Source organism: Mesorhizobium sp. AD1-1 (genome assembly GCF_020164655.1).
Classification (GTDB): domain Bacteria; phylum Pseudomonadota; class Alphaproteobacteria; order Rhizobiales; family Rhizobiaceae; genus Mesorhizobium; species Mesorhizobium ciceri.
Window position 1 is genome coordinate 89,447 of the sequence record NZ_JAIUGP010000007.1, and the last position, 25,971, is coordinate 115,417.

Below are 25,971 nucleotides of genomic sequence, written 5' to 3' on the forward strand. Positions count from 1 at the left end.
GCGGCGCCGACGGCAGCCGCGCTATAACATGGACTGCCGCAATACTTTGTACATGTTTATTGACACGCGACTCCCGCCAGGTTTATGAGAGAACCACCGATGGCCTGCTCCTACAGGCGATCGTTCTTTCCACAGGGCGGAGGATTGCCATGAGGTACGGTCCGGAGGGCGCGATTCTTCAGCGCAGAGCCGCCCCCCTCGGGCACGCCGGAACGATACCGACATCGCCGCAGCCCGCCTCGACGAAGAGTGGTGGCACCCCGTGAGCATGATCGAGATCTGGCTAGGCATTCTGCAAGGGCTGGGTATCACCGCTCAGGTTACGGCCTATGGTCTGGTCTTTGCGGTCCCCTTCGCGATCGTCTTCGGCGTCGCGCAGTTTCTGACCAGCGGCATCACCCGCTTTCTGGTTACCGCCGTGATCGAATTCTGGCGCAGCTCAGCGGTCGTCGTCCTGCTCTTCTTCTTTTATTACGTGCTGCCGGTGCTGGGGGTCACTCTCTCGGCGCTGACCGTCAGCGCATTGGTGCTCGGTCTCAACACCGGCGGCTATGCCAGCCAGGCGGTTCGCGCCGGACTGCAGTCTCTGCCCGCCGGCCAACGCGAGGCGGGCATGGCGCTAGGCCTCTCGCGCCCGGCAATCCTGCTCCTGATCGAGCTGCCGCAGGCGCTGGTCGCGATGAGCCCGACCTTCGTCAACAACCTCATCCAGCTCGTCAAGGCGACTTCGCTCGTCTCGTTGGTCACGCTGACGGACATGACCTTCCGCGCCAAGGAAATCGCACAGACCGACTACGACCCCGTCGCGATCTATTCGGCGCTGCTGCTGGCCTTCTTCGTCGTCTGTTATCCGATCGCGCTTGCCGGTCGCTGGCTCGAGGCGCGGGTCAATCCTGAAAGAGGAACGCCGCGTGGGATTTAACGTCGATTTCGCGCTATCGACCGTCCCGACGATCATCGGGGCGATCGGAACGACCCTGCTCGCAACGGTCTTGAGTTGCCTCGGCGCTTCGGCGCTCGGCTTCGCTTTCGAAATGATCCGCCGCGGCGGCGGTGCGACTGGCCTCGCCGTCCGCTTCCTGATCGACTTCATCCGCTCGACGCCGGTTCTGGCCTGGCTCTATTTCCTGTACTTCGTCCTGCCCTTCTATGGGATCCGGCTTGGCGCCATGACGGTCGGCATATTGGGGCTGAGCCTGTACTACAGCGGCTATCTGGCGGAGGTGTTCAAAGCCGGGATCGACGCGATCCCGAAGGGCCAGCAGGAAGCGGCCAGAGCCTTGTCGCTCAGCCGCCGCGACACGGTCGTTTTCATTGTCGCGCCGCAGATGTTGCGCAACATCGCCGCGCCGTTGGGCAACTATCTCGTCTCGATCCTCAAGGCGACGCCCTATCTCGCCATCCTGGCCGTGCCCGAAATGCTCGGACGCGCCTTCGATATTGCCTCCGAGACCTATCGATACGCAGAGCCGCTGACCGTTGCCGGCATTCTGTTTCTCGCCTTGGCGCTGCTCATCTCTTACGGCGTCAAGCGCATCGAGCAGCGCCTGCTTGCAGCTGGACGCCGCTGATGCTCGCTCAAGCCCCCCATCCAGTCCAGGCCGTCCAATCCATCCCTCATGTCCTGATCGACGGCCTCAACAAGTGGTTCGGTGCCCTGCACGTTTTGAAAGACATCGATCTTTGCGTACGCGCGGGCGCACGCATCGTCGTTTGCGGGCCGTCCGGCTCGGGCAAATCGACGCTGATCCGCTGCATCAATGGTCTTGAGCCTTTCCAAAAGGGAACGATTCAGTTCGAAGCGGCAACTCTGGACAAAGATGGCCGCGATACCACGAAGGCGCGCCGGCAAACGGGCATGGTGTTTCAAAGCTTCAATCTGTTCCCGCACCTCACCGTGCTCGCCAACTGCACGCTGGCGCTGCGCCGGGTTCTCCTGAAACCGGCGCGGGAGGCCGAGGAGATCGCCATGCAGCATCTGACAGCGGTGCGCATCCCCGAAAAGGCGCAGGCCTACCCGGCCCAGCTCTCTGGCGGCCAACAACAAAGGGTGGCGATCGCACGTGCGCTATGCCTCAATCCCCGCATCATGCTGTTCGACGAACCCACCTCGGCGCTCGACCCGGAAATGATCAAGGAAGTCCTCGACGTCATGATCGCGCTCGCGAAAACCGGCATGACCATGGTCTGCGTGACGCATGAAATGGGTTTCGCGCGCGAAGTCGCCGATGAGATCGTCTTCATGGACGAAGGCCGCGTTGTCGAGCATGCCTCTTCAAAAAACTTCTTCGCTCGGGCCGCTCACCCACGCGCCCGGCTGTTCCTGGATACAATCCTGAGCCATTGAGAGCAGATGGGTGTCGACCCTGCGTGCCGCCAATCGCTGCGCAAGCGCGCCACATGCCGCAATCGCCGACCAGGTCACCACTCCGGCGCGAACGCGTAGCCGGCCGAGCGGACCGTGCGGATCACATCGCTTCCCACGGACGCCCGAAGCCTCTTGCGCAGCCTGGCTATATGAACGTCGACACCCCGCACGTCTGTTGCAGCGGCATGTTCAGGCCACGCGGTCGCGACCAGCTCCTCGCGGCTGAAGACCTTGCCAGGCTGCGCCAAAAGGCTGCGCAAAAGCTTGAACTCGATCGGCGGCATGACGATTTCTTCTTGCCTGAAGAATGTCCGGTGAGTCTGCCGCTCCAGCCGGAAATCGCCCTGCACCAACTCACCCGAATCCGTCTCGCGCGATAGCTTCGCAAGGCCCGCTTTGCCATGCAGCCAGGCCAGAAGCTGTTCGGGGGCGAACGGCCGCGAAAATATCTCGTCGGCCCCGGCCTTGATTAAATCGAGATGCAGCTTGCCCGAACGCGGGGCAACCAGGCTCACGACCGGAGTCCCTTTGGTTGCGGCGCCAGACTTCAGCCAGGTGCACTGTTTGACCACTGCACGGTCGCCTGGATGGCAGTCCATGATCACGGCAAGCGGGGATGCCGCCTCGACGGCGCGTGCAATTTCCCGGTCTCCCGTGAGCAGTCGAATATCGAAGCCAGCTACCGAAAGTATGTGCCCGAAAACCAGGAAAAAATCCGGGTCCTTCGAGGAGATCAGGACCAGCGGCTTCATGAGTCCATCAACCGGGTTAGACACATCATAGGGCTGACTACCGCGCAATTGGGCGCGATGACAATATCCTTGGGTTTCTTTTAATCCTTACGACCTTTCTGAGTCGTGCCTCAGCCCAAGTTTCGGGTGTCTATGGATAAAGCGGGAATGCATCGAGGTGGACGGCAGCTTTGCACCCAATCTAGGTCATTCAGCCGGTCTGTCCCGTTCTCCAGAAGCGGACATTGCTGGCGTCAACGCCGCCGGCGAGGTTGCGCCATCTGGACGTCGAGCGTTTACCTCAGTACCTTACGATTTGCGCCAGAACGGGCAGTGGCTTCGCGCGGGGGCCACTTCCTTGTCCGCTTTTCACCGCCCTTCGAGAATAATCTACGTATGCCGGAAGCGATCGATTCGGCTCTCGCCGCGAGTTCCGCACTTGTCGTACTATAGGTCGCGGCATATCATTTCGATCCGCTTCTCCGCAGATGTGGACTGTTCGAACAAGTGTGATTGCGCGAAGTCGGGTTTCAACATCAACCTGTCGCCTGGCTTCAGATTGTGGCGCTGCCGGAACGCGGCAGTCACCTCCTGTTTGCCAATCCGGGCCAGGACCAGTGTTTCGGAACCGGTCGGCTCAACGACACTTACGATGGCCTCAAGCGCGTTCGGTGTCCCAAGGGGTACGGCTTCGAAATGTTCCGGACGGACGCCGAAGATGACAGGCTGACCTCGGATATCTTGATGTGCGGCTGGCAAAGCCAGACGCGCTCCATCATTCGTGACGAAAGCGCCGTCGCGTCCTGCGTCGATCCGACCTTCCAGGAAATTCATTGCAGGCGAGCCGATGAAGCCAGCCACGAAACGATTGACCGGCTTGTCGTAGACATCGAGTGGCGCGCCGGCCTGCTCAACCCTGCCGTCGTTCATCACAACGATCTTGTCGGCCATCGTCATGGCTTCGATCTGGTCGTGCGTGACATAGATGATCGTGGTTCCCAACCGCTGATGGAGCTCCTTTATTTCCGATCTCATCTTCACACGGAGCTTCGCATCCAGGTTGGAAAGTGGTTCATCGAACAGGAACACCTTTGGATCGCGTACAATGGCGCGTCCCATGGCCACGCGCTGACGCTGGCCGCCGGAGAGTTCACGCGGATAGCGAGCGAGAAGCTCGGTCAGACCGAGTATTTCCGCGGCGCGGTGAACCCGCTCCTGCAGGACCTCACTGCTCTCACCACGTAGCGTCAGCGAGAATTCCATATTCGCGCGGACCGTCATGTGCGGATAAAGCGCATAGTTCTGGAACACCATGGCGACGTCACGGCTCTTCGGCGCAATGTCGTTGACTACCCTGTCGCCAATCCGGATTTCCCCGCCGGAAATATTCTCCAGTCCCGCGATCATCCGCAGCAAAGTGGATTTTCCGCAACCCGACGGGCCCACAAGGACGACGAACTCACCGTCCTCGATCTCAATCGAAACGCCGTGGATAACCTGAGCCGCATCATAGGCCTTACGTATGTTTTCGATTGATACCGATGCCATTTCTGTCTCCGCGGGATGAGATCAACGTTCTGTTTGAAATTGTCCATTGACAGAATATGGAACTAAGTTCAAGAAATAAACATCGTTCAATAAGGGTGGATCATGACCGGCAGCGTCGTCGATCGGGCATTTCAAATCGTGGAATTTCTTTCCACCCATGCGGATGGCGTTCCGCTTCAGCATATCGCCGACAGGATGCAGATGCCGAAGAGCGGCGCGCACCGGATGATGGCGGAACTCGTCCATATCGGCATCGCCCGGCAGGATCCGACCACCAGTCATTATGTGCTGACGATGAAGGTTCTTTCGTTCGGGCTAGCCTTTCTGGCGTCCAGCGGCGTCGTGGATCTTGCGCAGCCCATCCTTGACCGTCTCGCGACGCGAAGTGGCGAACTCGCCCGTCTGGCGATCGTCGGCCACGACCAGCTGACCTGGGTGGCCAAGGCTCAGGGCGCCCGTTCCGGTCTGCGCTATGACCCCGAGATGGGGCAGCAGCCGACACTCTTCTGCACGGCTTCCGGCCTGGCCTGGCTTGCAACGCTCGACGATCATGAAGCTCTGCGCATCGTCACGCAGCAGGGCTTCGGACGGCTCACCGATTTCGGGCCAAACGCGCCGCGCACAGTGAATGCATTTCTCACGAAGCTGGGCGAGGTGCGAAAGCAAGGATTCGCGATGGTGGCCGACAGCGCCGAACTCGGAACGTCGGCGATGGCAGCAGCAATCCTTCATCCAAAGAACGGGCGCGCGCTTGGAACGGTCAGCATCGCGGGACCCACCATCAGGCTTACCCATGAACGCGCTGAAGAACTGCGGGACGATCTCATCGCCGCGGTGCGAGAGCTGTCGATGTCCAGTGCGGCTTCCGAATTTCTGACGACGACCAGCCGAATGGCGCTGGGCAAGCAGGCAACAGCATAAAGGTCACTTATGGAACGTCTCCTCGATCAACCGGGCATCATTTCGCGTCCCATGGCTTCGCGGCTCCCAAGACCGTTCCGCGGTGTGATCTCGGCCCCGTTCATGCCCATGAACGAGGATGAGTCGATCGATTGGGCATCGCTGGAGCGCTACATCGACTGGGTCGCGAGCCAGAGGCCGGCTGCAATCGCAGTCAACATGGATGCCGCGGAGGCGCCCGCGCTGACGTCCCAGGAAAGGCTCGACGTCCTGCGAAGATGCGTCCGGGTCATAGACGGACGGGCGCCTGTCATTTCCGGATTGATCGGGGGCTCGACCGCCGGGATGATCCGGCATGGCCTCGAACTGGTCGCCGAAGGAGCCGAGGGATTTTGTGTATTCCCTCCGCTTCCGGTCTTCATAGGATCTCCCATCTCGGCGGAGATGATCGGGCGCTTCCACGGTGAGATCGGCGCAGCGCTGGATCGCCCGCTTATTGCATTCCAGTTTCCCCGCGGTTGGGGACCCGATTATTCGGGCGAGATGCTCACGGCGCTGGCCGAGATTCCGCAGGTCATCGCAATCAAGGAGTCATCGTTCGACGCCAATCAGACGATACAGACCGTTCATGCCGTCGCGGCTCTCGACAACCCGATTGGCGTTCTGACCGGAAGCGACACGTTCATCTTCGAGGCAATGCTCATGGGTTGCGGCGGCGCGCTGATCGGCTTTGCCGGCACCGCCGTGGCTGAACTGGTCGCCATGCAAGACGCCGTGCACGCCGGAGAACTGCAGCGGGCAAAGGAGATATGGGATCGGCTCGGGCCAATTGCACGCTTCTGCTGGCGCGCGCCCATTCGCGATTTTCGCCCGCGCATGAAGGAACTGCTGGTCATGCAGGGGCTGATCCGGACCGCCAGCGTCCGTCGCCCGCAACTCGGAATTACAGCGCATGAGCGTGAAGAGCTGCGCCGTCTGGCAGCAACCGCCGGCCTGATCTGACACCAGGAGCAGATAACAGAAACATAGGGAGGAACAATCATGACCATTACCCGTCGTGGGCTTGTCGGCGCCGCAGCCGCAGGAACGATGCTGTCCGCATTTCCCGCGCCTTTCGTGCGCGCTCAGACCAAGCGTCCGCTGGTATTTTGGCACAATTTCACGCAGCAGGCGCGCGCTGACCATCTGCGTGCGGTCGCCGACAAGTTCGAGTCGGAAAATCGGGATATCGCAGTCAGCATCGAGGTTGTACCCTTTCCGGCCTACGCGCAGCGCTGGCCGGCGGCGCGAGCGGCCAACGGATTGCCGGACGTCACGACGCTCGAGGCGCAGAACGCGATCCCGATGTTCATGGCAGGCGCATTGAATCCCATGGACGGCGTGTTGAAGGCGCTGGGCAGCGACACGGTGTTCACATCCAATCTCCTCGACGCCGGGCGCTTTCAAGGCTCGATAATCTCGACGCCCTTCTACGCGCACAACCGCATCATGATCTATCGCAAGGACCGCCTGCAGGAGGCAGGTCTCAGCGTCCCGCAAACCTGGGAACAAGCGCTCAAGGCCGCCGTGGCGACCACCAAAGCGCCGGATCACTACGGCTGGATTCTGAAGCTCTCACGCGAGGACAATGGCGGGGGGTTCATGCTCTGGATCATGACCCAATCCGCGGGTGGAAGTTTCTTCGACGCGGATGGCAATGTGACTTTCAATTCCCAGCCTGTCCGCGACGCGGCCGAGTTCATGGCCGAGATCGCCAGGACAGCGAGCGGTCCAAGCGCCGTGACGAGCAAGATCAACGACAATTTCAACCTGATGAGCAGCGGCAAGCAGTCCTTGACCGAAGACAGTTGCGCGCTGATCTCGGTGGCTTCGGCCAAAGCGCCGGAAATCGCCGCGCAACTTGAAGGTACGTCAATGCCGCGTCGGGAAAAGGTCGGCAATCTCATCGGTTCGATTGCGCTCGCGATGCCAAAGGGGAACGGAAATCCGGATGATGCGGCACGCTTCGTCCAATACCTTTATCAGCCGGACAACTACGTGCCATTTCTTCATTCCATGCCGCTGTTCATGTTTCCCACGATGACCGATGCTTCCGTGAACGAGCGCTTCGCCGCCGACCCCCTGATCCAGAAATATCCCGGCGCCATAAAGGCAACTCTGGACGGATTGGCGAACGGCGCCCTTCCCGGGATGGAAAACGGCGCCAACCCTTACGCTTCGGTCGTGTTCTCGAGCCACATCTGCGAGGAGATGTTCCACAACATACTCCTCCAGAAGATGCCCATTGCCGACGCAGTCTCGCAAACCGCCGCCCGGATGGAAACGCTGATATCGGAAGTGAAGAGCCGGCTATAGCCGGCTCGCCGCCTTCGCTTTCGCATCCTTGCATCTACCTGACGACCGCCATCGCAGGATCGAGAAATATCGATGACAAATGCGCTTAAGAAATCGATCGGCGAACCGGTGAAGACGGCATGAACGGGCAAGGGATGAAGATGCTGGACGCGCGCTCCCCCGGCCCAAGGGGTGGGGGGAGTGCGGAAAAACAACCCGGCGTCCTGGGAAGGGCTGCGAACTGGCTGGACGCGCGCCTCACCATCGTTTTCCTGATACCCGGGCTGACGTGCCTGTTCGCGTTGACCCTCTATCCTGTTTTCTACAACATCGTCATCAGCTTCACGAACAGCAGCCTGCTGTTCCCCGGCGCGGCATTCTCGGGCCTCGCCAATTACAAGCAAGTCCTGGCCGATCCGCAATTCTGGTGGTCGTTCGCCCGCACGCTGGTTTGGACGCTGATTTCAGTGCTCGGACAATTGCTGATTGGCCTCGTCGCGGCCCTCGCGCTCGAAAGGGTCACCCACGGCCGCACGGCCCTCAGGCTTGCGCTCGTCGTGCCTTGGGCGTTTCCATCCATCGTCCTGGCCTTTTCATGGCGGTTCATGCTGGACCCGCTCTATGGCGTCACCAATCATCTCCTGATGATCGTCGGGCTCATCGATGCTCCGGTAGCATGGTTCGGCGATATGAACTGGGCCATGCCCGCGGTTGTCCTGATGAACATCTGGTTCGGTTTCCCGTTCATGATGGTCGCCATTATCGCGGGCCTCCAGAGCATCCCGCGCGACCATTATGAAGCCGCCCGCGTCGACGGAGCATCCTATTGGCAGGAGTTCCGCTATATAACCCTTCCCGGCCTGCTGCAGGTTCTCGCCGCGCTCGTCGTGTTGCGCACGATCTGGGTCTTCAACAATTTCGAGTTCATCTTCCTGTCGACCGGGGGCGGCCCCGTCGACGTGACGACAACGCTGCCGCTCTATGCGTTCAACGTCGGCTGGCAGCAGTACAACATAGGACGAATGGCGGCGGTGTCGGTCATCATGATAGTCATTCTCATGCTCGTGCTCGCGGTCTACTTTCGCATTCTCAGATCCGCGCGTTCACGGACCGGAGGCTGAGATGTTCAGGACATCACACGCCTTCGCCTACGGCATCATCGGCCTGTTGACGGTTTTCGCGCTGTTCCCGCTGTTCTGGATGGTGTCGTCGTCACTCAAGAGCTACGCGGACATCTACACATTTCCTCCGGTCTATTTTCCGGAAAGCATAAGCCTGCAAGCCTATGAGAGAGTGCTGACCAGCACGCCTTTCGCCATGTTCTTCTGGAACAGCCTCATCGTTGCCACGGCATCTACTTTCATCGGGGTCGCGCTGGCCTGCATGGCCGGCTACAGCCTGTCGCGCGCGCGCCTGCGAGGGCGGGAATTCCTGCTGAAGGCGATCCTCACCGCCTATCTGTTCCCGCAGATCCTCATCGTCGTCCCGCTCTTCACGGCCATCTCGGCGCTGGGATTGGCCGGGACATATGCCGGCGCAATCATCGCCTACATAACGATCATCTTCCCATTCTCGACCTGGATGATGATGGCCTATTTCTCCAAGATACCGGAAGAGATCGAGGAAGCGGCCCGGATAGACGGCGCGAGCAGTTTCCATATCTTCTGGCGCATCGTTCTGCCGCTCGCCGCTCCGGGCGTCGTCACGGTTCTCATCTTCTCCTTCATCAACGCATGGAATGAGTTTCTGCTCTCGCTGATCATTCTCGGCGGCGGCGAGAGACGGACCCTGCCTGTCGGTCTCTTCAACTTCATAGGCGGCGAATTCGCTCAATGGGGTGAGATGATGGCGGCGACCACGATGACCATGCTTCCGACACTGATCCTGTTCCTGATCATTCAGCGGCGGCTTGTCGGCGGCCTGACTGCCGGCGCCGTTCGAGGCTGACATGACTCCGCACCGCTATTGGCCTGTCGCCGCACTTGCAATGGACCCAAGGCTTACCGCCGATCTGCTGGGGGAAAAGCAATGGCGTCGCTTGAACGGGATCGTGCAGGTTCCCGACCGCAGTCCGATCCTGGACTTTCACGCGAACGCGCTTCACCACTTGGGGCTAGTCGAGGTGCTGTTGACCGGATGGGGCTGTCCGCGGGTTGACGGCCGGACGCTCCATCTCATGCCGAGACTGAGGCTGATCGCGCATACCGGGTCATCGGTCAAACCGATCGTGACCGATGAACTGTGGCATCGCGGGATTCTGGTAAGTTCGGCAGCGGCAGCCAACGCAATACCCGTAGCCGAGTTCGCCCTCGCCGCCATTCTGTTCGCCAACAAGGGTGTGTTCCGCAGCCGGGAGGAGACCAGGCGGCTCAGAGGCTTCAAAAGCCATCCATGGGTCGCGCCAGGTTCGGACGGAAACCTGGGAGCGGTTGTCGGCATCGTCGGCTTCTCAAGGACTGGCCGACGGCTGGTTCAACTTCTCGCGTCCTTCGACCTTGACGTCCTTGTCTATGACCCGATCGCGAAGCCGGCGGAGATCGCCGCCCTCGGCGCCAGGCAAGCAAGCCTTCAGGAGCTTTTTGACCAGGCGGGAGTCGTCAGCCTTCACGCGCCGTCACTACCTGAAACCCACGGGCTGGTCAGCGGGTCGATGCTGGCGCGGCTTCGCGATGGCGCGACGATCATCAATACCGCGCGGGGTGACCTCATCGATCAGGATGCACTGGAACGCGAACTCGTGTCCGGTCGGCTTTTCGCGGTGCTTGATGTCACACGACCGGAACCGCCGCCTGCGTCCTCACCGCTCTACGAACTGTCAAATGTGTTCCTGACACCGCATATGGCCGGGGCCGCGGGCCGCGAAACCAAACGCCTTGCCGACCTCGCCATCGACGAGATCAGCCGATTCATCGCCGGCGAACCGCTGGCTCATCAGGTCACCCCCCAAATGCTCCAATCGATCGGATAGGCATGGGCATCTTGCTGCACACGATGGCTACCCCGGAAATGACCCCCGAGGAGGCAATTCGGCTGGCGTCGCGCCTCGGATTTGATGGCGTCGAGCTGATCTGTCAGGCGGACTACCGATGCGGAGTCTCGCCTGTGGAATCTGAGCACGCCGTCCGTGCACTGGGGGTCGCGGCTGCCGGGCTCGGCGTTCCGGTCGCTGTCCTCAGCTCGTACGAAAAGCGCTTCGCGGTCCCTGGAACGGCCACGAGAATGCAGGCAATCGACGGGGTCCGCCGCGAGCTCGACTTGGCGGCTGCACTGGGCGCCGGCCAAATCCGTCTGCTCGCGGCTGAGGAGGTCGAGGCGGCGGCATGGGAGGCGGCGCTTGACCGCTTCAGGGCGTCTCTGACCTTGATCGCGGATCATGCAGCGGAACGTGGGATCGAAATCCTGATCGAAAACCACATGGACACGATGGCCACCTCCGCCGCGCGCACCGTCGCGGCATGCGGGTCAATCGAGCGCAAGAATGTCGGCATCCTCTATGACCCGGCCAATCTTGCGACTATCGGCGCGGAGGATTTCCACGACAGCTTCGAGTTGCAGAAGACATTGATCAGGCACGTCCACGTGAAAGACGCGGTGCTGGAAAACGAGAAGCGAAAATCCGTCGTTCCAGGAGAAGGCAGCGACCCCTGGCCGGAAACGATCCGCGCGCTTTATGCGGATGGCTATCGCGGTCATTATTCGCTGGAATATGAACGGCGATGGCTGGCGCATCTGCCTCCTGCCGAAGTCGCCTTGCCTGCCGGCAAAAATTTTCTTGAGCAGTGCCTTGATGATGCGAGGGCCGAGGATGCGGGCTCCCTTGCGCGGGCATAAATCGGCTCATTTCGCCATGGGCTCGGTCGGACGGCGGCGCCACGCGCTACTTTGGAAACAGGCCAACATGTGTCCGGCGGCAAATGCGTAAACACAGGGCGGTAGGTAAGATGACAATGCGTTTCGGCATCGTAGGCTGCGGGATGATGGGACAACTCTATGCGGAGAAACTAACTGCCCTGGGCCATGTCGTAAGCGCCGCCTGCGATCCCGACCTCGCTCGGGCCGAAACGGTTGTCGGGAAAAAAAACGCCTATGCCGATCACAGGGTCATGTTCGCTTCAGGCGAAGTCGATGTGGCTTGCATATGCAGTCCGACGCCATACCACTGCAAGGCCGTGCTCGACGCGGCGGAATTTGGGCTGGATGTCTTTGTCGAGAAGCCCATGGCGACATCCCTGGCCGAGGCGCTACGGATGTCGGCTGCGGTTGCCGCCGCCGGCCGCCGCATAGGATTTGGCCTCAAGATGCGGTTTGAAGCGATTTTCGACCAGACCAACCAACTCATACGCAACGGTGAAATCGGCAATGCGGTCTCGTCCACGATGGCGTTCTATCAGCCGGTCCCGCCGGGCGAGCGCATCTGGTACGTCGATGTCGGTGTTCTTCGCGACATGCTGGTGCATACTTTCGATCTTGCGATCTGGATGAACGACGCGCTTCCGGACAAGACCCGTGCCACCACTCTCAATCGTTTGGGGCGAGCCGGAGAGGACTGGGCGGAAGTGGACATCGTATTCGAGGGTGGCGCCCGCGCCCATATCCACGGTGGCTACATGCCGCGATTCCCGAATATTGCCGGCCATGACGACATCGCTTTCCATTTTGTGGGTGAGCGGGGGTACATTCTGGGCAAGCGCCCGAACCACCTATTGTTGGTCAATGCCAAAGGCATACGCATGTTCGACGTATCGCCGGTTGATGCATTTTCCGCGGAACTTGCTTCCTTCGCAGAGGCCCTGCGCACTGGCTCGCAACTGCCCGTCTCAGACAAACAGGGACTCGAAGTACAGGCGATCATCGCTTTGGCGGAAACATCGGCAGCAACAGATAGTGCGTGGGTGCGCTAGTCATCCAGGGAGATTGGCCGAGAGCCTGGGCTGGTGAATTCCGGAGCACTATGCAAGGCCTTGGCTCAAGTACCGTCGGATAAGCACGTTTGACATGATAAAGGTGGCCCGCCCCGTTCATGCAGATCGGCTCCGCAACTAGCTCGTACAACAAGCAGAAAGCTCAATTTTGTCAATAACGGCCGTCGCGAGATCGCGCGTGATGTCCGCTTGGTGGCAGAGCATGCTCGTTCAAGGCAGCAAATTCGAACGACTGCCACAGGTCAATTCCCGAACTCGGTCCCAGCAGGTTGAACGTCTACATTTTTCGTTGCGAGGCCAGAAGCTGCCAGTCTGCTACGGGCCCCAAAATGGTCGTCGAATATTTCTACAATTCGCGATCGATTGGCGGTCTTTGGCCGGCGAACTTCAACTGGCTATGGGTTTCATTCTAGACTAGATCTTGTCCGCGAGGATGACGCCGCTGATGCCGTAGGCGCGGCGCGTCCGTTCAACAGCCTCGGGCGTGACATCGATCAGCAGCGCGATGATATCGCCGTCGGGGTGCTCAAGAACGTCGCCGAGCTCGATCAGCCTCCAGCCAAGCGCACGCAGCCGTTTTGGCCAGAATGTCTCGCACACCACACTGATCTGTCGAATCCCCAAGCGTTGCGCGACCTCAAGCAGACCGCAGAGAACCAAGCCGGCGATCGGCGACGGAGTGCCGTGCGTGCGAAGCGATGGAACGACGAAGAAACGCGTCCATTCGAAGATTTCAGCCGCTCTCGGAGGGCTACCGCCGGCGAGACCCGGGAAGACCTCGCTCATGAGATGCGGCTCCAGCGTCGGCACGAGGCGGGAGCCGCCTACGATCTTGCCGTTGGTGTCAAGCGCCAAAACATAAAGCGTATGCTCGTTGTCGAAGGCGTCGATCTCAATGTTGATGGGCCGGGCGACGTCGCGCCATCGCCTCTGCTTGACGTAAATCTCGTAGCGTATCCGAAAGTAGCGCTCCAGAACTTTCCTGTAGTGCTTCCTGTTATCCCAAGTGACCAGATGTATACGAACCATGACGCCTCCAGGTGGAGGGTCGTAGGAAAACGGACTTGCCCTACGTATGACGGTATTCAGGTATTGCTAAATCTGGATTTCCTGCCTTCGCAGCGCTTTGACGATGGCATGCGCGACGTTGCTCGCATCGAGTTTTCCTCGAATGTTGCGCTGGTGGCTTTCGACCGTGTTCGTGGTAACGCCGAGGATACAGGCGATGTCCTCGGTGGATTTGCCTTGCGCGCTCCACTCCAGGAGTTCGCGCTCACGCGCCGTCAAGGGCGTGGGCTCATCGCCATCGCTGGGTGTCCCCAGCCCCGAGAGGCTGCGAAAGGTATGCACGCAAAGCGTCTCGATAAGGGGCATGGCGCTTGGCGGCACGTCCATCCTGTCACTCGCCATCGTGACGACGCCTGGCCCGGCCAATGGGACATGAATTGGGACGCAGACGCCTTCTTTCATCCCGAACTCGGCCGCCTCGTCCATGACCAGCTTCGCGCGTGGAACCAGCCTTGCGGCCGGCAGCTCGCCCCATCGGAAAGGCTCTGGCGAGTGCCGGCACTGGGCGACACAAGGATCGTGCATAAAATACTCCTTGGTGACATAGCGATGATGCCATTCAGGAGACCAGCCATCAGCGAGGATCTCACGCTGCCAGTCCGTATCGTGCGGCACAGACAGTCCGGTGATCAGAAAATTGCGCAATCCGTAGCGCTCCATGGCTAGGCGGAACTCTTGAAGGATTTCATCAGCCGACCGCGCGGTGTCGATCTTCGAGATCGCCGCAAAAAGGGCGACAACAGTCTCGTTCTCCATTGGCAGACCTCAACCAAAGTCAGGCCCTACCCCGCGGAACAACCTATGGCTGTCTAGACGCCACCTTCAATGGGACAAGCATCGAATGTACACTAAAGGAGTCAATCCCGCATCACAAAGATGAAATAAGTGCAAACCGAGCCATTACTGGATAGTGGAAGTCTGGCTTCAACCGGTCGACTTTGAAGTCGCCTGCTTCGTCACCCGAATAGCTCGCTTACTTGCCGGGTTCGCCGAAACCAACTCTTGCGGCTCGACATTCAACGCCTTGGCCAGAATTTCGACTGTATCCAGCGTAGCGTTGCGTCGCCCGGCCTCGACGCTGCTGATATAGGCGCGCGTGCGGCCGGAAACGAAAGACAACTGCTCCTGAGAGAGTTTTCGCTCCCTGCGAAGCCGCTGCACGTTCAGACCAAAAACGGCGCGAAGTTTCATCAAACAACGGATGCTACGACGCGCACTATGGTGCGACACACTATAGTGCACATTCCGCATTGACAGCCGTGCTGTTGGCTGGTTGAAACAACCAGCGAATTCATCGTTTCCTGGACAAGGAATAGCCATGGCGAGCCGGCCGTTTCGCGACCTCGCACACGACATGTCCGCGCATCTTTCAGGCGAGCCAAACCGACCCGGCACGAACACAAGCCCGGTCCTGGAGTTCCTCTGCATCCGATGCGGTGCTTCCTACCCTGCCGATGTCACCATCGACTCCAAAGGGTGCGCGCGCTGCCAGGACACCGCGCCGGCAAATCTTGCGCCAGTCTATGCGGCCCCGCACCGCCATCCCTTTGACGGCGTCACCCGTTCGCGCTCGCTATGGCGTTTTGCGCATATGCTGCCTTGCACGGAAACGGAGGCGGTGAGCCTTGGCGAGGGTCTGACACCTTTGCTTGCCGCGCTGCGCATCGGCGCGTTTCTCGGCGTGCCGGACCTTGCCATCAAGGACGAAGGCCGAAACCCGACCTGGTCGCACAAGGACCGCTTCTCGACGATCGCGGTCAGCGTGGCGCGCGCGCGTGGCGCGAAGATCGTCGCGACCGCCTCATCGGGAAACGCCGGCGCTTCGCTGGCGGCCTATGCCGCTCGAGCCGGACTGAAATGCATCGTGACCACCTTTGCGGGATCAGCCGGCGCGATGCTGGCGCAGATCCGCAAACATGGCGCGACGGTCCTGCCCCTGGTGAACAAAATGGACCGATGGTCGCTGCTTGAACAGGCAGCGGCCCGGTACGACTGGTTCATCGCATCGCCCTATCATGGTCCGGTCGTCGGCAGCCATCCGCTCGGCATCGAAGGCTACAAGACGATCGCCTATGAGATCGTCGAGCAATCGGATGGCACGGCGCCAGACTGGTGTGTCCTGCCGGTCTGCTACGGCGATGCTTTGTCCGGCGTGTGGGCCGGCTTTTGCGAGTTGTTCGCGGCAGGGTCGATCACGCGCTTGCCTCGTCTCGTCGCGGCGGAGGTGCATGGGTCGCTGGCGCACGCTCTGGCCAGCGGCGCCGATGCGTTGAGTGAACGCAAGATGCTTTTCGACAGCCTTGCCGTATCGATCGGCACGCCGCGCAGCACCTTTCAGGCGCTGAAGGCGCTGCGCGAATCCGGCGGGCACGCCGTCACGGTCAGCAATCACGGCCTGATCGCGATGCAGGAGCGCCTTGCGCGCGACGAAGGGATCTTTGCCGAACTGGCCTCGGTCACGCCGCTGATGGCGATATCGACATTGAAGGACCAAGGTGTCATTGCAGCCACAGACCGTGTCGTGGCCGTCGTGACAGCCAGCGGTCTCAAGGATCTCGATCGGTCCGCCGGATCGAACGAACACGATCAGGTCTTCCAGACGACGGACGACGCCTGGCGCTGGCTCGACAAAAACGGGCCGGATCTCGCTTCATAGATTTTCCGCCGCGCCAACAGCCGGCGGCACCTCGCCTGCTGGCTGGGTTTTCAGCACATCGTCGAGACTGCGACGCAGCCAAAGAAAGCGCGTCCATTGCGTTTCTGGGGCCGGTGCGATGGTCGTCAGCGTCCTGGGCTCGGACAGTTCCTTGCTGGGCCAGTCAGGCAGAGCCGCAAGCCAGTGATCATTGTACACAGTCTCGGCATGACGATAGCCTTCGTCAGGCATGATGACCGCCACCTGCGCGTCGGGAAGCGTCGTTGCAACCCATTGCGCCACCAACGCGGCGGCGCCGCTGGTCGGCCCCATGAAGAGGCCGTGCTCGCGTAGCAAACGATGCGCGGTCCTATAAGCCGGATAGGCGCCAACCCAATGGATCTCGTCGACGAGCTCATGTCTGACGTTTTTCGGCAGTACGCTGTTGCCCAAGCCCCGCAGCATGCGCTTGCCGACGGGCTGCCCGAACAAAATGCTGCGATGGGTATCGACGGCAAACACCGTCAGGTGCGGAAAGACCGTTCGTAAAAAGGACGCGGTGCCGCACAGCGAGCCGCCCGTGCCGACGCAGCCGACCAGGCAGTCAATCCTGCCCATTGCCCGGATGAAAAGTTCGGCCAGCCGCGCATAGGCAAGCCAGTTGCCCGGACTGTCATACTGGCGGGTCCAGAAGCCGTCCGGCTCGTTGGCCAGGATTTCCTGGAGGCGCTCCAGCCGGCCAGGCTGGTTGCCGTCGCCGCGCGGATCGTCAAGGGCGATGACCGTGGCGCCGATGCGCTCCAGGCGGGCTTTGTATTTGGCATCGATCAGCGTTGACGCGGTGACAAGCGTAAGGCGATAGTCGCGCGCCGCCGCCAGAAGCGCCACCGCCATTCCAAATGTTCCGGACGTCGTCTCGACAATATGGGACCCTGCCTTCAGGTCGCCATCCGACGCTGCCCGATCCAGAATGTAGCGGGCCGGCATCAGCTTCATCAGCGGAAGCGCCGCGGCCACGACATTGGGCGCCAGCAGAGCAAGGCGCGGGGTCTCGAGGTCCCTGAAATAGTCGACGTCGAAGGTCACCATGTCCAGCCCTCCGCGTTGACCAGGTGAACTTCGACATCCTTGAAGCCGGCACGTCTTATCTGCTGCGCGACCAGGGCCGCACGTCGCTTCAGGTTCGATGTGAAGAGATCGAAGATCAGCCCAAACAACGAACCGCTATGGGCGACCTGCACCCCGCACGCCCCGGCTCGCCTGGCAATGTCGGCGATCTCACCGAAGCCCTGTTTTGGCAGGTGCCGTTGACTGATCAGGGCACTGGCCGAGGCGGCGCGTCCGAGAAGATAGGGATCCTGAAGGCGCACCGCCCGCGCCACCAGCGCCCGCAGCACGCCGAATTCCTGGATCTCGGCACTGTCGTAGCGTGCGGGCGGCAGCTGCAGCGTATCGACCGGAACCCCGCCATTCGCCTTGAACCCGACCAGAAGCAGCGGCGGCAGGGAGTCTCCGAAATTCTCGATCACGGTGCCTTCGCGTTGCGCGAAAAGCACTGCGTGCTCATCGAACGCGATCGCGTCGCTGGCGCGCTCGGCAGCCACGGCAAGACGCCCGATGCTTGATGGCCGCAACTGGACGTCAACGGCTGCGGCGACAGCACGAATGGAAGCGACAACGTCAGCCGTCGATGAGCCGTAGCCGTGGCCCACGGGGATTGCGCTTTGAAGCGCCAGCTCGCCGCCCCCGGTGACGTTCAGAAAATTGAGCGTGAGCCGCGCGGCTGCCGCCGCCTTGACCTTGTGATCGGGGAGGACAATGACCGCATCGCCGTCGCTTCTGGTAAAGCGCGCCTCGGATCTCAGGCCGGCAATCGGCAGCGTCACGAGGCCGCGATGAAGGCGCCCGCCATTATCCTTGAAGACGCCCTGGATGAGTTCGCCGTGATGCGCCATCGCCGTCGCTATCCCGATCGGCGACCGCAGTGCTTCACGGCCCATCAGATCGCCTGCCCCAGCCATTTTCATCTCCCCCAGGCTTTGTCGCCATGCGGGAAGATGGCGCCGACGATCGGCAGCCGCCCTCAAGGAATTCCGGTATTGACGGCTCCAATCGCACCAGCAGGCGCGAGGCGATGCTGGCGGGTCGTCAGGCAGCCGAGCCAAGGTGCCGCAGCGGCCGGCCGGCCGACACCGATTGCACCGCGGCCATGATACCTTGCGCATCGATCCCATAATGCCGGTAGAGATCCGCGATCGTACCGGTCTGGCCGAAATGCTCGACGCCGAGCGCACGCGTGCGATGGCCATGGACCGACCCCAGCCAGGCGAGCGTCGCGGGATGCCCGTCCAGAACCGTGACGATGGCGCATGAGGCCGGGAGACCAGCCAACAAACGCTCGACATGGCTGGTGGCGCCCGGATGGCCATACTGGCGCGCCCGCGCCGCAGCCGACCAGCCGGCGTTCAGCCGGTCGGCCGAGGTCACGGCAAGAAGCCCGACGTCGCGCCGGTCACCGGCCATCAACCCCAACGCCTGGGCCGCCTCCGGCGCGACAGCTCCCGAATAGGCGATCACCACGGCGGCATTCGGCCCGGGTTTGCGCAACCAGTAGGCGCCATCGACGATGGCGCGCGCCAGCGGATCCTCCATCTGGCGAGCCGGCTGTTCGAGCGATCGCGTGGAAAGCCTGAGGTAGACCGACCCTCCCGTCTGATCGCGCAGCCAGCTATGGTCATCGGGCTCGGCCTCGCCGGAGCGCTGCATGTAGTCGAATGACCAACGCAGGATGACTGCCAGCTCGTCGACATAGGCCGGCTCGAATGTCGCCAGGCCGTCTTGCGCCATGCCAATCAGCGGCGTGGCGATCGACTGATGCGCTCCGCCTTCGGGGGCCAGGGTCACGCCGGAGGGCGTGGCCGCCAGGATGAAGCGCGCATCCTGATAGCAGGCATAGTTGAGCGCATCGAGGCCACGCTCGATGAAGGGGTCGTAGAGCGTTCCGACAGGAAGCAGACGCTCCCCGTGAAGCGAGTGCGACAATCCCAGCGCCGACAGCATCGTGAAGAGATTCATCTCCGAGATGCCCAGTTCGAAATGCTGTCCCGACGGCGAAAACGTCCAGTTGAAGGTAGAGGGAATGCGTTCTTCCCGAAAAATATCCGCCTGGTCGCCGCGGGCGAACAGACCGCGCCTGTTTACCCAGGCGCCAAGATTGGTCGAGACCGTCACGTCCGGAGACGTGGTGACGACACGCCTTGCAAAATCGTCATCCGACTTGGCAATCTCGTGCATCAAAAGGCCGAAACCCTGCTGTGTCGACATGGACGCTTGTGCGCTCCAGGCAATCCGCGCCGGCACGGATACGCCTTCGGCTTTATGGCGGCGGGTGGCTGCCTGCGCGAAAGGCGACGACGCCAGATAGGTCCGGATCGCGGCCTCATCGTAGGCAAGGCCTTCGAACATCTCCCATTCATGCCCTTTGCGGACGCCCATGCCTTGCCGCAGCGCGTCGACCTGCGCCGGCGTCATCAATCCGGCGTGATTGTCCTTGTGGCCCGCGAGCGGCAGGCCGAAGCCTTTGATCGTATAGGCGATGAAGCAGGTCGGACGATCATGACCGCGCGCTTCCTCGAAGGCGTCGACGATGCTCGCCAGATCATGGCCGCCGAGATTCGCCATCAGGGCGGCGAGGTCTTCGTCGCTGCGCTTCTCGATCAGCCGGGTGACCGGTCCCTGGTCCCCCAAGTCGTCCAGAAGACGCCTGCGCCATGCGACGCCGCCCTGGAAGGTCAGCGCGGAATAGAGCTGGTTGGGGCATGCATCGATCCAGGACCGGAGCTTTTCGCCGCCCTCTTCCTCGAAGGCGGCCTGTTGCAATATCCCATGTTTCAGGATCACCACATCCCAGCCGAAGTTGCGAAAGATCGACTCGAAGCGCTGCCACAAGCCTTCGCGCACCACCGCATCAAGGCTTTGCCTGTTGTAGTCGACGACCCACCAGGTGTTGCGCAGGCCGTGCTTCCAGCCTTCGAGAAGGGCCTCGAAGATATTGCCTTCATCCATCTCGGCGTCGCCGAGAAGGGCGACCATCCGGCCTTCCGGCCGGTCCGCGTTCCAGCCTTTTGCCCTGACATAATCCTGGACCAGGGAGGAAAACAGGGTCTGCGCCACGCCCAGTCCGACCGACCCGGTCGAGAAATCCACATCGTCGATATCCTTGGTTCGTGACGGGTAGGACTGCGCGCCGCGATAGCCGCGAAAATTCTGCAACTGCTCGAGCGTCTGCTTGCCGAACAGATACTGGATGGCATGGAAGACGGGGCTCGCATGCGGCTTGACGGCAACGCGGTCTTCAGGCCTGAGGATCTGGAAGTAGAGCGCAGTCATCAAGGTCGAGGCGGACGCCGACGACGCCTGGTGGCCACCGACCTTGAGCCCGTCCTCCGACCCGCGAACGTGATTGGCATGATGGATCATCCAGACAGCCAGCCACAGAACCTTGCGTTCAAGTTCGGAAAGGATCGTCATCATCGGCTCCCGTGAATCGCGGCTCAACGATAGCGGCGTAGGCCTCTCAAAAGTGGCTATTCTTATGCACCCATATCAACGATATTGGCTGATCCAGCCGATAATGGCGCCCAGACGAGGGAAATGTGCCAAATCCGACGCTCGATGCAATCGACCTCAAAATCATCGCCGCGCTGCAGAAGAACGCCAAGGCGACGATGAACGAGCTTGCCGAAGCCGTCGGTCTTTCGCCTTCACCTTGCGCCCGGCGCGTGAGGCTCCTGGAGAGCGCCGGCGTCATCAAAGGTTACACCGTGGTCCTCGACCAGAAGAAGCTCGGCTTGCCGATCAGCGCTTTCGCGTCGATCAAGCTTGAGCGGCAACGCGAGGACGATCTCGACCGCTTCTCCCAGGCGGTGCTGCGCTGGCCGGAGGTTGTCGACTGCTATCTGATGACCGGCCAACGGGACTACCTGATGCGCATCGTGGTGCGCGACCTCGAGGCCTATGAGCGGTTCATCAAGGACAAGCTGACGCGGCTGGACAACATCGCCTCGATCGAAAGCAGCTTCGCCCTCGGCCAGGTCAAGCGCTCGGAAGTCTTGCCCGTCTAATCGACCGGTTGTCTCGAACCATCGCCGCGGCAAGTGAGCGAGGGTGGGGCGCCCGCGTCAACCCAATTGCAACCCACGAACAAACGCCACAAGCGAGAGCCACTCGCTGCTGCGGTCGCAATACTTAATACATATTTTGTACATCTATATTGACGGATTGCCGTCTTCAAACGTAGCCTCGTGCGGCTGAGGCGGAACGCCTGCGCGCAACAACTCAATCTCACGGGAGGACTGCACTGATGAAATTTCGAGCCGGATCGGCCGCCTTTGGCCTGGCCTGCATCGCCTATGCCGCGCTTGCTGGATCTCTACTGCCGGCCGCGGCGGAGACCACAAAAGAACGCGTCTTGAAGGAAGGACGCATCGTCATCGGCATCCATAACCGCTCGCCATGGGGCTACAAGAAGGAGGGAACCGGCGAGCTGCTCGGCTGGCATCCGGATCTTCTCAGGGCTGCCTTTGCCGATCTCGGCGTCAAGCAGGTCGACTTCGAGGTCACCGAGTTCGGCGCCTTGATCCCTGGCCTGATGGCCGGCCGTTTCGATGCCGTCGCATCCGGCCTGTCGATAACGCCGGAGCGTTGTCAGCAGGTCGCCTTCGGCGCTCCCGACCTGAGGTCGGACGACGCGGCGATCGTGCTCGCCGGCAACCCCAAGGCGATCCATAGCTATGCGGATCTTGCCGAGAAATCCGACGCGATCATGGGCGGCGGCCGCGGCAGCAATGTCATCAAGAACGCCATCACCGAGGGCGTGCCGGAGGACCGCATCCTGCAGTTCCCCGATATCGAGACCAACATCGCGGCACTGCGCGCCGGTCGCGTCGACGCGGCTCTGTTCTCTTCCCCGACGGTGATCGGGCTGCTGGCCGGCAACAAGAGCCCCGATCTGGAGCGCGCCAGCCCGTTCACGACGGACGCGAAGTCGATCAGCTACATCGCGATCGCGTTCAGGAAGGACGATGGCGATCTGCGCGACCTCTACAATCAGGGTCTGGCGAAAGTCATGTCGAACGGCATGATCGCCAACATCATGGCGAGGTACGGATTTGGCCCCGCGGAAAACGTGCCGCCAGGATTGACGACGTCGCAGCTGTGCGGAGCCGCCAACTGAACGCCATCAGCGACAGAACCGAGCTGGCATCAACAGCGCGGGCGGCGCCGCGCTAGCGCGGGCGGCGCCTCTGCCGACATGCCTTTCATCGTCATTCTGCGTCGCTGGATAGCATAACGTCTTCGGGGATTTCCTGCCGCAGGCTTGGCCGCTGGCGAGGCGCCTCCCAAGCGCGGCGACGAATGCCTCGTAGCGTTCGTTCGCCGTCGCTCGCGCCGCCTGCGCCATCGGTTCGGGCAAAGCGGGAGTCGTCGCCAACCAGACGCGGATAAAAACGGACAAGGTTTCCAGCGATGCTGGCATCGCGCTCCAGGCGCGCGATCACGGCATCTACGCGGCCACAAACTCTTATGTGCTGCCGCTCTCGCAGAGCCTCGCTGCCGAGGTCACGTCGAAGGGCGTCTATGTGCAGGCCTTGGTGGCCCGCGGCCACGCATGGAAATCTACGAACGCGCAGACGGGAGCAGCAGCAAGGTGCCCGACGTCGCGGCATGGGATGACTTCGAACAGGCACGTGGCTCCCTGGCTCAATTCTTCAGCAACTCACAACCGGCCGCAGGATATCGAGCCTGAAGCGTCTGGCCTCGTTATCTTATAGCAGGGTGCCGACAACTACCCCCCGGCAAGTAAGTACGGCTGCGCGCAATGCGTTCAATTGGGCCATTGTTAAATCAGCGCTCATTCCGGATTGGGACACGCGCTTTCTCAGCAGCGGCCTGCCTGACGGCATCCAGCACGTGCATTCCCGCTACCGCATCTTTGATTGGCCAAGGCTGCTTAATCTCACCCCTTATGGCGCGCGCGAACTCACGGACCTCTTCTTCATACTGATTTGCCGGCGCAAAGCGGATGACTTCGGCATCCTGGTCATAGATATCGTCACGCTTGCGCAGCTTGATGATCGTCTCTTGTGTTGCCGAGGGCCAGACGGCGACCGGGATTTCCATCCAGCCGTCGGTACCAATGACCATGACCCAGTGTGCCCATGCCTGCAGAAGGGCGCCGCTGAACAGAAGATTGCGATTGTCCGGAAATTCGAGCATGCCGGCGACAGCGATATCGACACCATCAGGCGCGAGCATTTCGAATGTCGCCGTCGCAGCGATCGGCTCGGCCTCGAAGAGGAAGCGGGCCGCCGTTATCGGATAGACGCCAACGTCTCCCAAGGCACCACCGCCGAGTTCCGGCTGGAACCTGATGTCCTGCGGATTGTCGTTCATCACACTGTAGGTTGCGTGAATCTGGGTGACGCGTCCGAGCCTGCCACCGCGGATGATCTCACGCGCGGCGAGCCATCGCGGATGATACCGGACCATGAAAGCCTCCGATATCTGCACACCTGTCTGGCGTTGAACCTCGGCCAGGCGCAGGGCGTCCGCCGCGTTCAAGGCAAGTGGTTTCTCGCACAAGACGTGCTTGCCAGCCCTCGCGGCGGCAATTGCATCGTCGACGTGCCGATTGTTCGGCGTCGGGATATAGAGGGCCTCAACCTCGTCGTCGTCCAGCAAGTGGGAGAGAGACGCATAGTGCTTCGAAATATCGAATTCCGTGGCGACGCGGGCCGCACGAGACGCGTCGCGTGAGCAGATGGCGACCACCTCACACTCCGGCACGGCTTTCATTGCCGGGATGACCCAGTCGCGGGCGATCTTCGCCGTCGACACAATCCCGAAACGGACCGGCTTCATCGTCTTGCTCTCCGTTGCATCTGAGGGAATCACGCGTTCGGACGCAGGCGAACGAATGTGGACTTCGCCTGCATGAATTCCAGCAACCCGTCAGGACCGTTTTCCCTGCCGAGCCCGCTGGACTTGCTGCCGCCGAATGGCAGCTGGGGGACCGTCTCAAGATAGGTGTTGACGTAAACGAACCCACTTTCAAGGGCGCTGGAGACCGCCATTGCGGTGTCGAGGTTGGAGGTCCAGACGCCGTTGGCCAAGCCGTAATGTGTCAGGTTGGCCAGCGCGATTGCCTCCGAAACATCCTTGAAAGTGGTAACCCCAAGCACGGGTCCGAATATCTCTTCCTTGAAGATCGTCATGTGCGGCTTGACGCCGCTGAAAATGGTCGGCTCGACGAAGCAGCCATTCCGCAATCCGACAGTCGTCGGCGCGCCGCCGCCGGTCACGAGCGTTGCGCCTTCCTGCCGCGCCTTTTCGATATAGTCGAGGACTTTCCGCTGATGCTGCCGGTGAATCAAGGGGCCGAGATCGGCATCGACATCGTCAGGCGTTCCGAGCTTCAGCATGCCAGCCTTTTCTGCCAGCCTGGCGACAAATTCCGAAGCAATGGTGTCCTGGACCAACAGCCTTCCACCGGCGCAACACTCCTCGCCCTGATTGATTGTGAAGGCTGCAAGCGCGCCGGCAACCGCCGCGTCGAGCTGCGCGTCAGCGAAGACGATGTTGGCGCCCTTGCCGCCGAGTTCAAGCGCCACCTTCTTCAGCGACTGGCCGGCGAGGCTAGCGATCTTGCGCCCGACGGCGGTGGACCCCGTAAAGGAGATCATGTCGATGTCCGGGTGCACGCACATGCTGTGGCCGACCACCTCGCCAGTGCCAGGCAGAACCGCAAGGACCCCGTCGGGAACCCCGGCATGTTTGGCCAGTCGCGCATATTCGAGTGCTGTACCCGCCGTGAGCTCCGACGGCTTGATCACGACGCAACATCCCGCAACAAGGGCATAGGGCAACTTTTGGAACAGCGTCACCGTGGGAAAATTCCAAGGAAGAATCATGCCGATGACGGGCAGTGGCTCATAGGTCACCAGGCCCAACTTCTCGGCGCCCTCGTGATTGATGACGCGGCCGGGAATGCTCCAGGCGAGCGATGCGGCATAACGCAGCAACTCTACCGACCACTCGATCTCGCCCCTGGCGGCTGCGATCGTTTTTCCGGCTTCATCGGCCTCGATACGGCTGAGCGTTGCGAGTTCCCCCACGATGAGGTCGGCCCAACGCAGCAGGATCTTCCCGCGCTCGCTCGCCGCAAGCCCCTTCCAACTACCCTTCTTGAACGTTTCCTTCGCGAGAATGACAGCACGGTCGAGTTCTATCTTCCCGGCGAGATGAACGCTGGCGACGATTTCGCCTGTGGACGGCGAGCTTCTGTCGAAGACGGTACTTTCCGCCGGCAATTCGGCAGCGCCATTTATCCAGATGCCGTATTCACGCTTGGTCATTTCAGAATCCCGATGAAGACCGGCAAGGCAGCAGATGCCTCGCGGCTGC

At 61.2% G+C, this 25,971-nt stretch carries 24 protein-coding genes and 1 pseudogene; 14 read left to right on the plus strand and 11 right to left on the minus strand.

The window, feature by feature from the left end:
- Positions 1-268: 268 nt before the first annotated feature.
- From LB519_RS15385 to LB519_RS15395, 3 genes are read left to right on the plus strand one after another with little or no spacing between them, the layout of a single operon-like run.
- Complete coding sequence (locus LB519_RS15385; protein WP_263484775.1) at positions 269-922, plus strand: amino acid ABC transporter permease; 654 nt, start codon at positions 269-271, stop codon at positions 920-922.
- Positions 912-1,571, plus strand: a complete 660-nt coding sequence (locus LB519_RS15390) for an amino acid ABC transporter permease (RefSeq protein ID WP_224620455.1) — start codon at positions 912-914, stop codon at positions 1,569-1,571. Before LB519_RS15385 ends, LB519_RS15390 begins: the two co-directional genes overlap by 11 nt.
- Positions 1,571-2,347, plus strand: coding sequence for an amino acid ABC transporter ATP-binding protein (locus LB519_RS15395; RefSeq protein WP_224620456.1), 777 nt, complete (start codon positions 1,571-1,573; stop codon positions 2,345-2,347). The genes LB519_RS15390 and LB519_RS15395 overlap by 1 nt, the downstream gene beginning before the upstream one ends.
- Positions 2,348-2,421: 74 nt before the next feature.
- On the opposite strand, the gene LB519_RS15400 is transcribed toward LB519_RS15395, so the two are convergent.
- Complete coding sequence (locus LB519_RS15400) at positions 2,422-3,120, minus strand: winged-helix domain-containing protein (protein WP_224620457.1); 699 nt, start codon at positions 3,118-3,120, stop codon at positions 2,422-2,424.
- A gap of 426 nt (positions 3,121-3,546) precedes the next feature.
- Positions 3,547-4,647, minus strand: a complete 1,101-nt coding sequence (locus LB519_RS15405) for an ABC transporter ATP-binding protein (protein ID WP_224620458.1) — start codon at positions 4,645-4,647, stop codon at positions 3,547-3,549.
- 102 nt (positions 4,648-4,749) lie between these two features.
- Here LB519_RS15405 and LB519_RS15410 point away from each other — a divergent pair, with 102 nt between their 5' ends.
- From LB519_RS15410 to LB519_RS15445, 8 genes are all read left to right on the plus strand, one after another.
- Positions 4,750-5,568: an IclR family transcriptional regulator gene (locus LB519_RS15410; protein ID WP_224620459.1), complete on the plus strand. Its 819-nt coding sequence runs from the start codon at positions 4,750-4,752 to the stop codon at positions 5,566-5,568.
- A gap of 9 nt (positions 5,569-5,577) precedes the next feature.
- Complete coding sequence (locus LB519_RS15415; RefSeq protein WP_224620460.1) at positions 5,578-6,549, plus strand: dihydrodipicolinate synthase family protein; 972 nt, start codon at positions 5,578-5,580, stop codon at positions 6,547-6,549.
- Positions 6,550-6,588: 39 nt separating this feature from the next.
- A complete protein-coding gene (locus LB519_RS15420) occupies positions 6,589-7,902 on the plus strand; it encodes an extracellular solute-binding protein (RefSeq protein ID WP_224620461.1) in 1,314 nt (437 codons plus the stop codon).
- 119 nt (positions 7,903-8,021) lie between these two features.
- Positions 8,022-9,002, plus strand: coding sequence for a carbohydrate ABC transporter permease (locus LB519_RS15425; RefSeq protein WP_224620462.1), 981 nt, complete (start codon positions 8,022-8,024; stop codon positions 9,000-9,002).
- A gap of 1 nt (position 9,003) precedes the next feature.
- Entirely contained in the window at positions 9,004-9,828 is an 825-nt protein-coding gene (locus tag LB519_RS15430) for a carbohydrate ABC transporter permease (protein ID WP_224620463.1), read from the plus strand.
- Between the two features lies 1 nt (position 9,829).
- On the plus strand, positions 9,830-10,849 hold the full coding sequence (locus tag LB519_RS15435; RefSeq protein WP_224620464.1) for a hydroxyacid dehydrogenase: 1,020 nt from the start codon (positions 9,830-9,832) through the stop codon (positions 10,847-10,849).
- 2 nt (positions 10,850-10,851) lie between these two features.
- Positions 10,852-11,712, plus strand: a complete 861-nt coding sequence (locus tag LB519_RS15440; protein ID WP_224620465.1) for a sugar phosphate isomerase/epimerase family protein — start codon at positions 10,852-10,854, stop codon at positions 11,710-11,712.
- Positions 11,713-11,828: 116 nt separating this feature from the next.
- Positions 11,829-12,782, plus strand: a complete 954-nt coding sequence (locus LB519_RS15445; RefSeq protein ID WP_224620466.1) for a Gfo/Idh/MocA family protein — start codon at positions 11,829-11,831, stop codon at positions 12,780-12,782.
- Positions 12,783-13,217: 435 nt separating this feature from the next.
- Here the strand turns inward: LB519_RS15445 and LB519_RS15450 are convergent, their stop codons facing one another.
- The 3 genes from LB519_RS15450 to LB519_RS15460 form a co-directional block, all read right to left on the minus strand.
- Complete coding sequence (locus LB519_RS15450; protein ID WP_224620467.1) at positions 13,218-13,832, minus strand: acyl-homoserine-lactone synthase; 615 nt, start codon at positions 13,830-13,832, stop codon at positions 13,218-13,220.
- A 66-nt stretch (positions 13,833-13,898) separates the two neighbouring features.
- Entirely contained in the window at positions 13,899-14,627 is a 729-nt protein-coding gene (locus LB519_RS15455) for a LuxR family transcriptional regulator (protein WP_224620468.1), read from the minus strand.
- A 168-nt stretch (positions 14,628-14,795) separates the two neighbouring features.
- A complete protein-coding gene (locus tag LB519_RS15460) occupies positions 14,796-15,062 on the minus strand; it encodes a helix-turn-helix domain-containing protein (RefSeq protein ID WP_224620469.1) in 267 nt (88 codons plus the stop codon).
- A gap of 127 nt (positions 15,063-15,189) precedes the next feature.
- Between LB519_RS15460 and LB519_RS15465 the strand changes: the two genes are divergently transcribed.
- Positions 15,190-16,527 carry a threonine synthase gene (locus LB519_RS15465; protein WP_224620470.1) on the plus strand — a complete coding sequence of 446 codons (1,338 nt, stop codon included), beginning with the start codon at positions 15,190-15,192 and terminating at the stop codon, positions 16,525-16,527.
- Here the strand turns inward: LB519_RS15465 and LB519_RS15470 are convergent.
- The 3 genes from LB519_RS15470 to LB519_RS15480 all read right to left on the minus strand — a co-directional run bounded on the left by LB519_RS15470 (position 16,522) and on the right by LB519_RS15480 (position 21,036).
- The gene (locus LB519_RS15470; protein WP_224620471.1) at positions 16,522-17,595 is read right to left on the minus strand and encodes a PLP-dependent cysteine synthase family protein; all 1,074 of its coding nucleotides are present in this window, start codon (positions 17,593-17,595) and stop codon (positions 16,522-16,524) included. The genes LB519_RS15465 and LB519_RS15470 overlap by 6 nt on opposite strands.
- Complete coding sequence (locus tag LB519_RS15475) at positions 17,589-18,461, minus strand: kinase (protein ID WP_224620472.1); 873 nt, start codon at positions 18,459-18,461, stop codon at positions 17,589-17,591. Before LB519_RS15475 ends, LB519_RS15470 begins: the two co-directional genes overlap by 7 nt.
- A gap of 193 nt (positions 18,462-18,654) precedes the next feature.
- Positions 18,655-21,036, minus strand: coding sequence for a transketolase (locus LB519_RS15480; protein ID WP_224620473.1), 2,382 nt, complete (start codon positions 21,034-21,036; stop codon positions 18,655-18,657).
- 125 nt (positions 21,037-21,161) lie between these two features.
- Here LB519_RS15480 and LB519_RS15485 point away from each other — a divergent pair, with 125 nt between their 5' ends.
- The gene (locus LB519_RS15485) at positions 21,162-21,629 is read left to right on the plus strand and encodes an Lrp/AsnC family transcriptional regulator (protein ID WP_224620474.1); all 468 of its coding nucleotides are present in this window, start codon (positions 21,162-21,164) and stop codon (positions 21,627-21,629) included.
- 239 nt (positions 21,630-21,868) lie between these two features.
- Complete coding sequence (ehuB, locus tag LB519_RS15490; protein WP_224620475.1) at positions 21,869-22,741, plus strand: ectoine/hydroxyectoine ABC transporter substrate-binding protein EhuB; 873 nt, start codon at positions 21,869-21,871, stop codon at positions 22,739-22,741.
- A gap of 91 nt (positions 22,742-22,832) precedes the next feature.
- Here ehuB and LB519_RS15495 read toward each other — a convergent pair.
- The 3 genes and pseudogenes from LB519_RS15495 to LB519_RS15505 all read right to left on the minus strand — a co-directional run.
- Positions 22,833-23,063, minus strand: a pseudogene (locus LB519_RS15495) (CopG family transcriptional regulator); the annotation flags it as partial.
- A gap of 349 nt (positions 23,064-23,412) precedes the next feature.
- A complete protein-coding gene (locus LB519_RS15500; RefSeq protein WP_224620476.1) occupies positions 23,413-24,429 on the minus strand; it encodes a Gfo/Idh/MocA family protein in 1,017 nt (338 codons plus the stop codon).
- Between the two features lie 29 nt (positions 24,430-24,458).
- A complete protein-coding gene (locus LB519_RS15505) occupies positions 24,459-25,922 on the minus strand; it encodes an aldehyde dehydrogenase family protein (RefSeq protein WP_224620477.1) in 1,464 nt (487 codons plus the stop codon).
- Positions 25,923-25,971 lie beyond the last annotated feature (49 nt).

Bases quoted from the DNA above. Each gene is read 5' to 3' on its own strand.
- LB519_RS15385 (WP_263484775.1), top strand. From the start codon at position 269: ATGATCGAGATCTGGCTAGGCATTCTGCAAGGGCTGGGTATCACCGCT.
- LB519_RS15395 (WP_224620456.1), top strand. From the start codon at position 1,571: ATGCTCGCTCAAGCCCCCCATCCAGTCCAGGCCGTCCAATCCATCCCT.
- LB519_RS15400 (WP_224620457.1), bottom strand. From the start codon at position 3,120: ATGAAGCCGCTGGTCCTGATCTCCTCGAAGGACCCGGATTTTTTCCTG.
- LB519_RS15405 (WP_224620458.1), bottom strand. From the start codon at position 4,647: ATGGCATCGGTATCAATCGAAAACATACGTAAGGCCTATGATGCGGCT.
- LB519_RS15410 (WP_224620459.1), top strand. From the start codon at position 4,750: ATGACCGGCAGCGTCGTCGATCGGGCATTTCAAATCGTGGAATTTCTT.
- LB519_RS15415 (WP_224620460.1), top strand. From the start codon at position 5,578: ATGGAACGTCTCCTCGATCAACCGGGCATCATTTCGCGTCCCATGGCT.
- LB519_RS15420 (WP_224620461.1), top strand. From the start codon at position 6,589: ATGACCATTACCCGTCGTGGGCTTGTCGGCGCCGCAGCCGCAGGAACG.
- LB519_RS15425 (WP_224620462.1), top strand. From the start codon at position 8,022: ATGAACGGGCAAGGGATGAAGATGCTGGACGCGCGCTCCCCCGGCCCA.
- LB519_RS15430 (WP_224620463.1), top strand. From the start codon at position 9,004: ATGTTCAGGACATCACACGCCTTCGCCTACGGCATCATCGGCCTGTTG.
- LB519_RS15435 (WP_224620464.1), top strand. From the start codon at position 9,830: ATGACTCCGCACCGCTATTGGCCTGTCGCCGCACTTGCAATGGACCCA.
- LB519_RS15440 (WP_224620465.1), top strand. From the start codon at position 10,852: ATGGGCATCTTGCTGCACACGATGGCTACCCCGGAAATGACCCCCGAG.
- LB519_RS15445 (WP_224620466.1), top strand. From the start codon at position 11,829: ATGCGTTTCGGCATCGTAGGCTGCGGGATGATGGGACAACTCTATGCG.
- LB519_RS15450 (WP_224620467.1), bottom strand. From the start codon at position 13,832: ATGGTTCGTATACATCTGGTCACTTGGGATAACAGGAAGCACTACAGG.
- LB519_RS15455 (WP_224620468.1), bottom strand. From the start codon at position 14,627: ATGGAGAACGAGACTGTTGTCGCCCTTTTTGCGGCGATCTCGAAGATC.
- LB519_RS15460 (WP_224620469.1), bottom strand. From the start codon at position 15,062: ATGAAACTTCGCGCCGTTTTTGGTCTGAACGTGCAGCGGCTTCGCAGG.
- LB519_RS15465 (WP_224620470.1), top strand. From the start codon at position 15,190: ATGGCGAGCCGGCCGTTTCGCGACCTCGCACACGACATGTCCGCGCAT.
- LB519_RS15470 (WP_224620471.1), bottom strand. From the start codon at position 17,595: ATGGTGACCTTCGACGTCGACTATTTCAGGGACCTCGAGACCCCGCGC.
- LB519_RS15475 (WP_224620472.1), bottom strand. From the start codon at position 18,461: ATGGCGCATCACGGCGAACTCATCCAGGGCGTCTTCAAGGATAATGGC.
- LB519_RS15480 (WP_224620473.1), bottom strand. From the start codon at position 21,036: ATGACGATCCTTTCCGAACTTGAACGCAAGGTTCTGTGGCTGGCTGTC.
- ehuB (WP_224620475.1), top strand. From the start codon at position 21,869: ATGAAATTTCGAGCCGGATCGGCCGCCTTTGGCCTGGCCTGCATCGCC.
- LB519_RS15500 (WP_224620476.1), bottom strand. From the start codon at position 24,429: ATGAAGCCGGTCCGTTTCGGGATTGTGTCGACGGCGAAGATCGCCCGC.
- LB519_RS15505 (WP_224620477.1), bottom strand. From the start codon at position 25,922: ATGACCAAGCGTGAATACGGCATCTGGATAAATGGCGCTGCCGAATTG.